This is a genomic window from Ruegeria sp. CJ3 (assembly GCF_056536725.1).
Map to the genome: position 1 here is coordinate 161,977 of NZ_JBQFQE010000001.1, position 12,463 is coordinate 174,439.

At 61.5% G+C, this 12,463-nt stretch carries 14 protein-coding genes; 8 read left to right on the plus strand and 6 right to left on the minus strand.

All coding sequences use genetic code 11. The features are described 5' to 3' along the window. The first annotated feature begins 176 nt into the window (after positions 1-176). The 5 genes from ccmA to ACR0J1_RS00800 all read left to right on the plus strand — a co-directional run bounded on the left by ccmA (position 177) and on the right by ACR0J1_RS00800 (position 2,970). Positions 177-791 (plus strand): heme ABC exporter ATP-binding protein CcmA, encoded by a 615-nt coding sequence (gene ccmA / locus ACR0J1_RS00780; protein ID WP_480730170.1) that lies wholly within the window; start codon positions 177-179, stop codon positions 789-791. Further along, positions 788-1,444, plus strand: coding sequence for a heme exporter protein CcmB (ccmB, locus tag ACR0J1_RS00785; RefSeq protein WP_480528710.1), 657 nt, complete (start codon positions 788-790; stop codon positions 1,442-1,444). The genes ccmA and ccmB overlap by 4 nt, the downstream gene beginning before the upstream one ends. 62 nt (positions 1,445-1,506) lie before the next feature. Next, on the plus strand, positions 1,507-2,280 hold the full coding sequence (locus ACR0J1_RS00790) for a heme ABC transporter permease (protein WP_480730169.1): 774 nt from the start codon (positions 1,507-1,509) through the stop codon (positions 2,278-2,280). Further along, positions 2,277-2,435, plus strand: coding sequence for a heme exporter protein CcmD (gene ccmD / locus ACR0J1_RS00795; RefSeq protein ID WP_480730167.1), 159 nt, complete (start codon positions 2,277-2,279; stop codon positions 2,433-2,435). Before ACR0J1_RS00790 ends, ccmD begins: the two co-directional genes overlap by 4 nt. Continuing rightward, positions 2,428-2,970 carry a DsbE family thiol:disulfide interchange protein gene (locus tag ACR0J1_RS00800; RefSeq protein ID WP_480730166.1) on the plus strand — a complete coding sequence of 181 codons (543 nt, stop codon included), beginning with the start codon at positions 2,428-2,430 and terminating at the stop codon, positions 2,968-2,970. Before ccmD ends, ACR0J1_RS00800 begins: the two co-directional genes overlap by 8 nt. Here the strand turns inward: ACR0J1_RS00800 and ACR0J1_RS00805 are convergent. Beyond that, complete coding sequence (locus ACR0J1_RS00805) at positions 2,965-3,666, minus strand: SDR family NAD(P)-dependent oxidoreductase (protein WP_480730164.1); 702 nt, start codon at positions 3,664-3,666, stop codon at positions 2,965-2,967. The two genes, ACR0J1_RS00800 and ACR0J1_RS00805, sit on opposite strands and share 6 nt — an antisense overlap. A 144-nt stretch (positions 3,667-3,810) precedes the next feature. Beyond that, complete coding sequence (acnA, locus tag ACR0J1_RS00810) at positions 3,811-6,501, minus strand: aconitate hydratase AcnA (protein ID WP_480730162.1); 2,691 nt, start codon at positions 6,499-6,501, stop codon at positions 3,811-3,813. Between the two features lie 224 nt (positions 6,502-6,725). On the opposite strand from acnA, the gene ACR0J1_RS00815 reads away from it, so the two are divergent. Beyond that, on the plus strand, positions 6,726-7,427 hold the full coding sequence (locus ACR0J1_RS00815) for a DUF1223 domain-containing protein (protein ID WP_480730160.1): 702 nt from the start codon (positions 6,726-6,728) through the stop codon (positions 7,425-7,427). Here ACR0J1_RS00815 and ACR0J1_RS00820 read toward each other — a convergent pair whose 3' ends face one another. The 4 genes from ACR0J1_RS00820 to purB form a co-directional block, all read right to left on the minus strand. Beyond that, on the minus strand, positions 7,428-8,351 hold the full coding sequence (locus tag ACR0J1_RS00820) for a lysophospholipid acyltransferase family protein (protein WP_480730159.1): 924 nt from the start codon (positions 8,349-8,351) through the stop codon (positions 7,428-7,430). Between the two features lie 72 nt (positions 8,352-8,423). Then, complete coding sequence (locus ACR0J1_RS00825; RefSeq protein WP_480730157.1) at positions 8,424-9,515, minus strand: flagellar motor switch protein FliG; 1,092 nt, start codon at positions 9,513-9,515, stop codon at positions 8,424-8,426. Positions 9,516-9,580: 65 nt separating this feature from the next. Further along, a complete protein-coding gene (locus ACR0J1_RS00830; RefSeq protein ID WP_480730155.1) occupies positions 9,581-10,123 on the minus strand; it encodes a tetratricopeptide repeat protein in 543 nt (180 codons plus the stop codon). Positions 10,124-10,307: 184 nt separating this feature from the next. Beyond that, a complete protein-coding gene (gene purB / locus ACR0J1_RS00835) occupies positions 10,308-11,612 on the minus strand; it encodes an adenylosuccinate lyase (RefSeq protein WP_480730153.1) in 1,305 nt (434 codons plus the stop codon). Positions 11,613-11,700: 88 nt separating this feature from the next. Between purB and ACR0J1_RS00840 the strand changes: the two genes are divergently transcribed. Together ACR0J1_RS00840 and ACR0J1_RS00845 are read left to right on the plus strand one after the other, a co-directional pair. After that, entirely contained in the window at positions 11,701-12,033 is a 333-nt protein-coding gene (locus ACR0J1_RS00840) for a hypothetical protein (protein ID WP_480730151.1), read from the plus strand. Further along, positions 12,030-12,452 (plus strand): DUF6314 family protein, encoded by a 423-nt coding sequence (locus ACR0J1_RS00845; protein WP_480730149.1) that lies wholly within the window; start codon positions 12,030-12,032, stop codon positions 12,450-12,452. Before ACR0J1_RS00840 ends, ACR0J1_RS00845 begins: the two co-directional genes overlap by 4 nt. The last annotated feature ends 11 nt before the right edge of the window (positions 12,453-12,463 follow it).

The following is a 12,463-nucleotide window of genomic DNA, read 5'->3' on the forward strand; positions in this document are numbered from 1 at the left end:
GATCCAATCTTCATCTGGCCAAAAATATCCCGGGGAGCCGTCATTGGTGCGCCATTGGTTCAAGCGCCAATGGCGGCGGGCTGGCCCCTCGCTCCACCCCCACCACAAAACCAAGGTCACCACTCTGCGGCATTTCCGACCTTTTGCCGGCACCCACAATCCGCTAAGCGGGCACCATGACATTGCAAGTAACCGATCTGGCCATCGCCCGCGGCGGCGTTCCTGTGCTCGAAGGGCTGAGCTTCTCGCTCCAACCCGGGCGCGCGCTGATCCTGCGTGGCCCCAACGGCATCGGCAAGACAACCCTGCTGCGCACGCTGGCCGGGCTGCAGCCACCGTTGGCGGGGCAGATCGAGGGGGCAGAGGATCAGATCGCCTATGCCTCGCATTCCGACGGGCTGAAACCCACGCTCACTGTGGTCGAGAACCTCAACTTCTGGGCCTCGGTGTTCGGGACCCACGATATCCAACCCGCGCTCGACGCGTTTGCCCTGAACGAACTGGCTGATCGCCACGCGGGGAACCTCTCGGCTGGGCAAAAGCGCCGCCTCGGGCTGGCGCGGATGCTGGTGACGGGCCGCCCCGTATGGATGCTGGACGAGCCGACCGTTTCGCTGGACAAGAACGCCGTGCAGATGTTCGCCGATTCCGTCCGCGCGCATCTGGGGCAGGGCGGGTCCGCCCTGATTGCCACCCATATCGACCTGGGCCTTGACGGAGAGGTTCTGGATGTCGGCCCCAACAAGGCCAAACCCAAACCCATCGACGATTTCGACGGAGGCTTCCTGTGATCGCCCTACTGCTGCGTGACCTGAAACTCGCCCTCCGCGCGGGCGGAGGGTTCGGCCTCGGCCTTGCGTTCTTCCTGATCGTCACCGTGCTGGTGCCCTTCTCGGTCGGCCCGCAATCCTCGCTGCTGTCCACCATCGCCCCCGGCGTGCTGTGGCTGGGCGCGCTGCTGGCCTGCCTGCTGTCGCTCGACCGCCTGCTGGCGCTGGATTGGGAGGATGGCTCGCTTGACCTGCTGGCCACCGCGCCCTTGCCGCTCGAGGCGGTCGTAACCATCAAGGCGCTGGCCCACTGGCTGACCACGGGCCTGCCGCTGGTGCTGGCTGCGCCCTTTTTGGGTGTGCTGTTGAACCTGCCCGTTCCCGGCTTTTCATGGCTGGTCATCTCGCTGCTGATCGGCACCCCGGCGATGAGCGTGATCGGCACCTTCGGCGCAGCCCTGACCGTGGGCCTGAAACGCGGCGGCCTGCTGCTGTCGCTGCTGGTTCTGCCGCTTTATGTCCCAACCCTGATCTTCGGGGCCGAGGTCGCCCGGCGCGGTGCCACAGGGATGGAGACGCAAACCCCGCTGCTGATGCTGGCCGGGATCACCGCCGCCACGGTCGCGCTGTTGCCTTTCGCCAGCGCCGCCGTTCTGCGTATCAATCTTCGGTGACGGGGAATGAAGATTGACCGAGGTCAATTGAGAACCACACCGACTCGGACTAGATAAGGCCCATGACAATCGCAGCCAAAGCCAACGCCCTCTGGGAATACGCCAATCCGCGCAAGTTTCTCGCCACGACCGAGCGGGCCTTGCCGTTTTTCTGGATTACTTCGGCGATCTGTCTGGTCGTCGGGTTGATATGGGGCTTCTTCTTCACCCCCGATGACTACAAACAGGGCTCGACCGTCAAAATCATCTACCTGCATGTGCCCGCTGCGTTAATGGCAATTAACTGCTGGCTTATGATGCTGGCCACGTCGCTGGTCTGGCTGGTCCGCCGCCATCATGTCAGTGCGCTGGCCGCCCGCGCGGCCGCGCCGATCGGCATCGTCATGACGCTGATTGCGCTGGCAACCGGCGCAATCTGGGGTCAACCCATGTGGGGCACCTGGTGGGCCTGGGACCCGCGCCTGACCTCGTTCCTGATTCTGTTCCTGTTCTACCTCGGCTACATGGCCCTTTGGGAAGCCATCGAAGACCCCGATACGGCGGCCGATCTGACAGCAGTCCTGTGCCTCGTTGGGTCGGTCTTTGCGCTGCTCAGCCGCTATGCGGTGAATTTCTGGAATCAGGGCCTGCATCAGGGCGCATCGGTGATGCGCGCCGCTGCCGTCACCGGTACGGATACCGAAGAAAAGGTCAGCAATATCTACTTCTATCCGCTGTTCCTGTGCATTATCGGCTTCGTGCTGCTGTTCATCGCGCTTGTCTTCTACCGCACCGGCACGGAAATCCGCGCCCGCCGGATCAAGGCCCTGCTGGCGCGGGAAAGGGTTAACGGATGATACCCGATCTTGGAAAATACGCCGATACCGTCCTGTCGGCCTATGCCGCCTCGATCTTGTTGCTGGTCGCGCTGGTCGTGTTCAGCCTGATCCGGGGTCGCAAGGTGCGGGCCGAGATGGAGAAGGTCGAACAACGGATGTCGCGCCATGGCTAAGATATCACCCTTGATGATCGCACCGCCGCTGATCTTCGGAGCCTTCGCGGTGCTGGCCGGGATCGGCATGTTCCGTGATGACCCCAACGCGCTGCCCTCGGCGCGCGAGGGCCAGACCGCACCGCCCGTGGTTCTGACCGAATTCGCGGGCAAACCGGGCTTTGACGATGCCACCTTGCGCGATGGCGAGGTCAAGCTGGTCAACTACTGGGCCAGCTGGTGCGCCCCGTGCCGCGTGGAACACCCCAACCTGCAGGCCCTGTCGGACGAAGGCATCCCAGTCTACGGCATCAACTACAAGGACCAGTTGAACAATGCCGAGGCCTTCCTGACCGAGCTCGGCGACCCCTACACAGGCATCGGGCGGGATGAGCAAGGCCGCATGGGCCTCGACTGGGGCGTCTACGGCGTGCCCGAGACCTACGTGATCGACGGAGAGGGCACGATCCTCCTGCGCTTCGCCGGGCCGATCACCCAGCGCGTCATCGAAAGCACAATTCGCCCCGCGCTCGAGAAAGCTGCGGGCGGTTCATAAGCGATAGCCACCGGCGACAGCCAGAACCTCACCGGTGATAAATGACGCGGCATCGGACGCCAGAAATCTGACCGCTTTGGCGATGTCTTCGGGCCGCCCCGCCCGGCGCAACGCGGTATCCTTCACGAACAGTTCTGTCAGTTCCTCGGAGCGCGGCGCTTCGGGGATGTTGATTGCACCCGGAGCCACCGCGTTGACGCGTATCCCCTCCGGCCCCAACTCTTTCGCCATGGCACGGGTCCACAGGTTCAGCGCGGCCTTGCTGGCCCCATAGGTCACCGCGTCGCGGGGCGGAAGTACCGCATTCATCGACGAGATGCTGACAATCGCGGCCTCTCGCTGCAGATGCGGCAAGGCGGCTGCCAGCAAGGCCGCAGGCACCAGCACATTCAGATCCAGAATCGCGCGGTGTGCATCGGCCTGAAACGCCTCTTTCGGCGTCGGCCGCACCAACCCGGCATTGTTCACGATTACATCGATCCGCCTAAATCGCTGCATCACCTGCGCGATCACCGCCTCTGGTTGACCCGGCGCGGTCAGATCAGCGCGGATCGCCAAAGCCTCCCCATGCACCAGCTCGGATGCTGGCTCTGTCGAAAGCCATGTAAACGCAATCCTATGATCGCGGCTCAGATCCTCGACAATGGCGCGGCCAATGCCCCGTGCCCCGCCTGTCACCAATGCGACCTTGTCCATGATTACCTCCCGATCTCACCAGACCCGGAAAACCGCACAGATTCAACTTCTTCTGTTCAAAATACTTCGGAGCGCGAGGCAGAGCCTCGCAAAAAAGAAAGGACGCCCGAAGGCGTCCTTTCAAACCTCTAAGCCAATGCGGCGTTAGCCTGCCTTGGCCAGATTCCGCAGCACGTAATGCAGCACGCCGCCGTTCTCGATGTATTCAATCTCGGGCGCGGTATCGATGCGGCACTTCAAGGTGATGGTTTTCTCGGTTCCGTCACCATAGACGATGGTGCAGGGTACTTCCTGCAGCGGCTGGATCGTATCCAGTCCGTGGATCGAGACGGTCTCGTCCCCCGTCAGGCCCAGCGACTTGCGAGTGTCACCACCGGTGAACTCGAACGGGATGACACCCATGCCAACCAGGTTCGAGCGGTGGATACGCTCAAAGCTCTCGGCGATTACCGCCTTGACGCCCAGCAGAGCGGTCCCTTTGGCTGCCCAGTCACGCGAAGACCCCGCGCCATACTGTTCACCACCAAAGACAACCAACGGTGTGCCCTGTTCCTGATAGGCCATCGACGCCTCATAGACCGAGGTCTGCGCGCCATCGGGGCCCTTGGTATAGCCACCTTCGACACCATCCAGCATCTCGTTCTTAACACGAATGTTGGCAAAGGTGCCGCGCATCATGATCTCGTGGTTGCCGCGGCGTGAGCCATACGAGTTGAACTCGCGCGGTTGCACCTGACGCTCAACCAGATACTTGCCAGCCGGAGTGGTCGTCGCAAACGAGCCCGCGGGCGAGATATGGTCGGTCGTGATCATGTCGCCGAGGATCAGCAGAACCTTGGCACCGTCGATATTCGAAATCGTGCCGGGCTCGGTCCCCATGCCCTGGAAATAGGGCGGGTTCTGGATATAGGTCGAGGTCGGCGGCCAGTCATAGGTTTCGGCGTCGGTGGTCTCAACCGATTGCCATTTCTCGTCGCCCTTGAAGACATCGGCATATTTCGACTGGAACGCCTCGCGCGTCACGGTCTGTTCAACTAGTTCCGCAACCTCTTGCTGGGTCGGCCAGATGTCTTTCATGTAGACATCGTTGCCGTCCTTGTCCTGACCAATCGGCTCAGACGTCAGATCGATATCCATCGTACCGGCCAGCGCATAAACGACAACCAGCGGCGGTGAGGCCAAATAGTTGGCGCGCACGTCAGGCGAGATACGGCCTTCGAAGTTCCGGTTACCCGACAGAACCGACGTGGCGACCAGATCGCCTTCGGCAATCGCATCAGACAGTTCAGCCTGAATGGGTCCCGAGTTACCGATGCAGGTGGTGCAGCCGTAACCCACAAGGTTAAAGCCAACCTTGTCCAGATCCTCTTGCAGGCCAGCGGCTTCAAGATAGGCGGACACAACCTGCGAACCCGGTGCCAGCGAGGTCTTGACCCAGGGCTGCCGGTTCAGGCCCAAAGCAGCCGCTTTGCGCGCCACCAGACCGGCCCCGATCATCACATAGGGGTTCGACGTGTTGGTGCAGGACGTGATCGAGGCGATCACGACCTTGCCCGATTCCATGGTGTAGTCTTCGCCTTTGACGGCGACTTCTTTGCCCATGGGACGCTTGAAGGTCTCTTCCATCTCTTTGGTGAAAGCGGCCTTGGCGTTGGTCAGCGCAACGTAATCCTGCGGGCGTTTCGGGCCCGAGATGGCGGGAACGATGGTGCCCATATCCAGCGACAGAGTGTCGGTGTAGATCGGCGCATAGTCCGCATCCCGCCAGAAGCCATTCTCTTTCGCGTAGGCCTCGACCAGAGCAATCCGGTCCTCGTCGCGGCCCGTGTTGCGCAGATAGCGCAGGGTCTCGCCGTCGATCGGGAAGAAGCCGCAGGTCGCGCCGTATTCAGGCGCCATGTTGGCGATGGTGGCACGGTCGGCCAGCGGCAGACGGTCCAGACCTTCGCCGTAGAACTCGACGAATTTACCAACAACGCCTTTTTCGCGCAGCATCTCGACGACCTTCAGAACAAGGTCGGTGCCAGTGGTGCCTTCGACCAGATCGCCGGTCAGTTCAAAGCCTACAACCTCGGGGATAAGCATCGAGATCGGCTGACCCAGCATCGCAGCCTCGGCCTCAATCCCGCCAACGCCCCAGCCCAGAACGGCCATGCCGTTGACCATGGTGGTGTGGCTGTCGGTGCCGACCAGCGTATCGGGATAGGCGACCTCTTCACCGCTCTGGTCGGTATCGGTCCAGACGGTCTGGGCCAGATATTCCAGGTTCACCTGATGGCAGATGCCGGTGCCCGGGGGCACCACGCGGAAGTTGTTGAACGCGTTCTGGCCCCATTTCAGGAACTGGTAACGCTCCATATTGCGCTCGTACTCGCGATCCACGTTCATCTGGAAGGCGCGCGGGTTGCCGAATTCGTCGATCATGACCGAATGGTCGATGACCAGATCGACCGGGTTCAGCGGGTTGATCTTCTGCGCGTCGCCGCCCAGACCCTTGATCCCGTCACGCATCGCGGCAAGGTCAACAACCGCCGGAACACCGGTGAAATCCTGCATCAACACGCGGGCAGGGCGGTAAGCGATCTCGCGCGGGTTCTTACCGCCATTCGCGCCCCATTCGGCAAAGGCCTTGATGTCGTCGACCGAGACCGAGAATCCGTCATCCTCGAACCGCAGCATATTCTCCAGCACCACTTTCAGCGCGGCGGGCAGGTTCGAGAAATCACCCAGACCGGCTTCTTGCGCGGCGGGGATCGAGTAATAGGAAATGGACTTGCCATTCACGCTCAGGCTGCGGCGTGTCTTGGCGGTATCCTGTCCGACTTTGATGGGCATCTGTGGCCTCCCTCTCAAATGACGTGGAATATGGGATTCGCTGAGGGGTATCTGCATGACGTTGGCCTTCGGTTCAAGGTCCAACAGGCTACCTGCGGCAATTTTTGTATACCATTGCACACATTTTTGCGAAATTCCGCTGCCAGGCTCTCAAGAAACCTTGATTGGTGGTTTATGTGATTCCCGTTTAGACCTTTGGAACGCCACTCATGCCGAGAGATTTCATGCTCAGATCAGCCACCCTGACCGCGATTGCTTCACTCTTTCTGACCACCGCCGCCACTGCCGAGACTGACCCGGTCGTGGTCGAACTGTTTACCTCGCAGGGGTGTTCATCCTGTCCGCCTGCGGACCGGATCATGGAACAATTGGCACAGCGCGAGGACGTTATCGGCCTGGCGCTGCATGTGGATTACTGGGACTACATTGGCTGGAAGGACGAATACGCCAAGCCGGACCATACCCTGCGTCAGCGCGCCTATGCCCGCGAGGGCGGGCGCACGATGATCTATACGCCGCAGATGGTGGTTAACGGTCGGCAGGATGTGGTGGGGGCCAAGGCGGGAGAATTGGATCGACTGATCAACGCCCATCTGACCGCCGCGCCCGAGGCCGAGGTCACCGCGAAACGCACCGGTGACGATTTGGTCGTGGATGTCGCCCCGGTCGAACTGCCTGCCGGTCAGACTTATGAAGTGCGGGTGGTGCAGTATTCACCGATACGCCACGCCTCGATCCGGCGCGGAGAACTGGCGGGGCACGAGTTGGACTATGCCAACGTCGTCGAAAACTGGCAGATCGCCGGGCATTGGGACGGCGCTGCGCCGCAGGAGTTCAAGGTGTCTTTGACCGAAGATCTGCCTGCCGTGGTCTTGATCCAGCGGGTTGGCCACGGGCCGATCGTGGCTGCTGCGCGAGTGAAGTGATCAGGGCATGTCCTGCGGCTGAACGCCCAGTTTCTTCCACGCTTTCCAGCGGCGGTGAATCCAGAACCATTGTCCCATGTGCTGTCGCACCATCGCCTCGAGGTCGTCATTGGTGAACTGCGTCATGGTTTTGGCGTCGGTATGCGGCACCGGGTCGTGCAGTACGATTTCAAAATCAATACCGTTGGGCTGGCGCACCGCGTAGCAGGGAATCAGGACCGCCTTGTATTTGATCGCCAGTTCGGCATTCAGCACCGAGGTCACGGCGGGCTTGCCGAAGAAGGTCAGTTCCTCACCGCCGTGGGCGTGCAGGTCTGAAACAATCGCGATGATGCCACCGCTTTTTAGCGTGCGCACCATCTCGACCATGCCGCGGCGGCCCTGTTCGAACATCGGCGCGCCGGTTTGGTAGAAGGCGTCAACATACATATCGTTGAAATAAGGGTTGGCCATGCGGCGATAGAGGCAGCCGATCGGCTGGCCACTGCGCGCCTGCAGCGCGACGCGGGCGGCCAGATAGTGCCCGAAATGCGCGGTGATCATCATCACCGGCTTACCCTCGGCCACCGCCTTGTCAAACGCCTCAATCCCCGAACCTGACACTTTGGCCTTGCTCTGCCGGTCGATGAAGCCATCGGCCGAGAAATGCTCCATAATCGCGCGCCCGGCGTTATCCGGCACGGCCCGACAGATGCGTTTGACTTCGTCCTCGGGCAACTCGGGGCAGGTGAGTTTCAGGTTGCGTCGCACCCGTGTGCGAAACCCGACGACCGGGGCCAGCCACCGGGTCACAGCGCCCATCGCGCCGATGCGCCGTTCATAGGGCAGCAGGCGCATACCGCCGATCACGCCTTTCAGGAACAGGTTGGCGAGGTAGTATTTTCCAAGCTCAAATCGGCTCAGTTCCGACTTTTCGACGGGCATGGGGAGGGATACCTGGGTGTTGTGAACTGCGCGGACAGACATACAGGCCCCGTTCTTTGTTCACAAGTGGGGCTAGCCTTCCTCATCCGTCTCGACCAGCGTGATGGTGCCGTCATCCAGCAGGGCCCGGATAACGCCCACGATCTGCGCCATCGCGTCTTCGGCCTCGGATTGCCTGACCTTGCCGCGATCTGCCATCTCTTCGCGCAGATTGTCGGCCATGCGCGAGGACATATTGGCCAGCATGAATTCAACCGCCGCCGCATCCTCTTTGGTGGTGGCCCCTGCCATCGCGGTCACCAGAACCGGCTGGTCCACCCCGCGCAGGATCGCCGGAACGTCGCGCGGCTGAATGCGGGCGGGGATATGGGCGAAGATGAAGATCGACTGCCGGACCGCGTTGGCAAACTCGGCATCTTCTTCGTCCAGAGCGGTCAGCAGGCCGTCGCGCGTTGCCGCTGCGGACTGGTTGAGGATTGCCCCAACCCGTGCGCCAGGACCATCGGGGAAAGCCAGGGTCGGGCGCTGGTCCAACTGTGCGGCTAGCGACCAGCCGATCCGCTCGACCGCTTCGGGCGTCACATTTGCCGTTTTCGAGACCGCATAGGTGATCTGCCGCGCCGTAGGGCCGGGAAGGTGGCCCAGCACCTGTGCCGCCGTCGCGGTTTCCAGTTTTGACAACATCACCGCCGCCACCTCGGTGCTTTCGGCCCTGGCCATTTCGGCCAGCTGGTCAGGTGGGACTTCGCGCAGACGTTGCCACGGGTCGCCGATCTGGCGCACACCCGCCACCTTACGTAGCCGCGCGGCGGTGGCCGGGGCGATCTTGCCATTCACGGCGTCCAATGCGCCGGCAAGCCCGTGGGGGAAAGACAGGCCCACACCATCCAGCGCGTCTGCGAATTCCTGTGCAACGGCGGCCAGTGTCACCCGGTCGACAAGGCCCATCTGCCCCAGCTGGTGGGTCAGTTTTTCCTGTAAAGGATCGGGCAACTCTTCAAGTGGAATGTCAGCGCCTTCGTTCAGCAGCAGCCGAACCACGACGGCCGCCTTTTCGCGGCTGCTGAGCTGCCGGGCCACCACCCGGGGTGCGCCGTCATCCTGATCGGCAGCCGGGGCCTTGGCCCCCGGTGCCATCTGTACCAATGCGTGTGTGTCCTGCATCTGCCTGCAATGCCAATTCGCGTTACAGGCAGATTAGGTCGAGTCGGGTAAAGAAACCCTGAAACTCAGTAGCTGTAGGTCAGCCCGGTGCGGATCGCCTCGCGCAGCGATGCCTCGGCCCAGGTGCCTTCACCGCCACGCGCCTTGATCTCGCGCCATTGGTCGATGGCCAGTTCGGTCTTGCCTTCCGCGACAAAGCCCTGACCCATATAGCTGCGGGCCAGAATGTTGTCGGGGTTGCTGTCGATGGCTTGCTGATAGAAGGCATTGGCCAGTTCAATCTCGCCCATCTTGCGATAGGTGAAGCCCCAATAGGTCTGAACCCGGTCATCTTCCTGATCCATGATGCGCAGAATGCCCTGAGCATTCTCGTACTGCCCGTCATAGGCCAGCTCGCGCACAGCTTCGTACAGTTGGTCTTCGGTCAGATTGGATTGGTTCGGCTTCACGCAGCGCCCACGATCAGCGTCATAGACGCGCCCGAACAGGCACTTCTTGGTGGTGTTGGTCGGCTTGGGCGGGCTGCTGTCGCCACCGCCCGCTGCAAGGGCCATAGGGGCAAAGGTAAAGGCCTGAAGGGCAATGGCCGAGGCAAATACGAGGCGCATAACGGGTCTCCGATCACTGGTCTGCTTGGTTAAATCATAGCGTGTTCTGTGTAAAAGCTAACAACTTGTGGCTCGCTTTTATTCACGACCGGGGGAAACCCGAGATCGTGGGACACCCGTCCGCCCAAAAAACAAGGGCCCGCGCGGAGGCGTCCGCACGGGCCCTTGGTGGAAGTTTCAGGTATTAGTCGCCGAAAACACGTGCAAAAATCGTGTCGACATGCTTGGTGTGGTAGCCCAGATCGAATTTTTCCTCGATCTCTTCGGCGCTCAGCGCGGCGGTCACATCTGCGTCAGCCAGAAGCTCGGTTTTGAAATCTTTGCCTTCTTCCCAGACCTTCATCGCATTGCGCTGGACCAGACGATAGGCATCCTCGCGGCTGACACCAGCCTGCGTGAGGGCCAGCAGCACGCGCTGACTCATCACCAGACCGCGGAACTTGTTCATGTTGGCCAGCATGTTTTCGGGGTAGACAACCAGCTTGTCGACCACGCTGGTCAGGCGGGCCAGTGCGAAGTCCAGCGTGATCGTGGCGTCGGGACCGATGTTACGTTCGACCGACGAGTGCGAGATGTCACGCTCGTGCCACAGGGCCACGTTCTCCATCGCGGGGACGACGGCCATGCGGACAAGACGGGCCAGACCGGTCAGGTTTTCGGTCAGGACCGGGTTGCGCTTGTGCGGCATCGCGGATGAGCCCTTTTGACCTTTCGAGAAGAACTCCTCGGCCTCCAGAACCTCGGTCCGCTGCATGTGGCGCACTTCGATGGCGATGTTTTCGATGCTGCTGGCGATGACGCCCAACGTGGCAAAGAAGGCCGCGTGACGGTCGCGGGGGATGACCTGAGTGCTGATCGGCTCGGGCACCAGCCCCAACTTGTCGCAGACGTGTTCCTCGACCTGAGGGTCGATATTGGCGAAGGTGCCGACCGCGCCGCTGATCGCACCAGTGGCGATCTCGGCGCGGGCGTCGCGCATGCGGGACAGGTTGCGATCCATCTCGGCGTAGAAACGGGCGAAGGTCAGACCCATTGTGGTCGGCTCGGCGTGGATGCCGTGGCTGCGGCCGATGCGAACGGTTTCCTTATGCTCATAAGCGCGGCGCTTCAGGGCGGCCAGCAGACCTTCGAGATCGGCGATCAGAATGTCGGCGGCGCGGGTCAGCTGCACGTTGAAACAGGTGTCCAGCACGTCCGAGCTGGTCATACCCTGATGCACAAAACGGGCTTCGTCGCTGCCCACATGCTCGGCCAGATGGGTGAGGAAGGCGATGACATCGTGCTTGGTGACCGCTTCGATCTCATCAATGCGGGCCACGTCGAATTCCACGTCCTTGGCTTTCCACACGGCCTCAGCATTTTCGCGCGGGATCACGCCCAGATCGGCCATGGCATCGCAAGCATGGGCTTCGATCTCGTACCAGATGCGGAACTTGGTCTCGGGCGACCAGATGGCGACCATGTCGGGGCGGGAATAGCGGGGAATCATTGGCGGCAGCACCTTTTTGTGATTGGGATGAGGCGTTGGCGCGGGGTTTAGCCGCGCAGGTCTGCGGGAACAAGGCGCGAGTGCTGTTATGAGACGGTTTGCCCTGATTTTATTGCTCTGGCCGGGTGTTCTGGCCGCAGAAGAGTTCCGCGCGTTGAGCGGAGATGAAATCCTGCAGGCACTGACCGACCGAAAGCTCGACTATGGTGGGGGTATCTGGCAGCGTTTTGATGGGTCGATGCTGACCCAGTATTTCTCGGGTCGTCCCAGCGCGGGGCGGTGGGCGGTGCGGGGTGATCAATATTGTTCGCTCTGGCCGCCGTCAGAGCTGTGGGCCTGCTATGATGTCCGGCAAAGCGGCGACACGATCCGGTTTGTGGATCAGGCCGGTGGCACAACGGACGGGGTGTATGCCCGGTGAGCCTGCCTGAAACCCTGTCCGATTTCAAAGGCAACTGGAGCCTTGAGCGGTTGATCCGCGATGCCCGCGCAGGACAGGTGGTTCAGGCCGATGGCCGCGCGGTCCTGAGGCCCGAGGGTGACGAGCTGATCTATGACGAAACCGTCACCCTGCACATTCCCGGGCAACCCGAGATGACCGGGACACGCCGGTATCTGTGGCGCGCATCGGGCGACCGGATCGCCATTCATTTCGACGACGACCGGTATTTTCACACGCTGCAACTGGGGCAGGGCCGGCCCGAAGACCATCACGATTGCCCGCCTGACAGCTATGATGCATTATACGATTTCACGGGATGGCCGCGCTGGACGGTGCGCTGGACCGTGTCGGGACCGCGAAAATCCTATGAAATGGAGACCAAATATACGCGGCGATAGCGTAATCATCT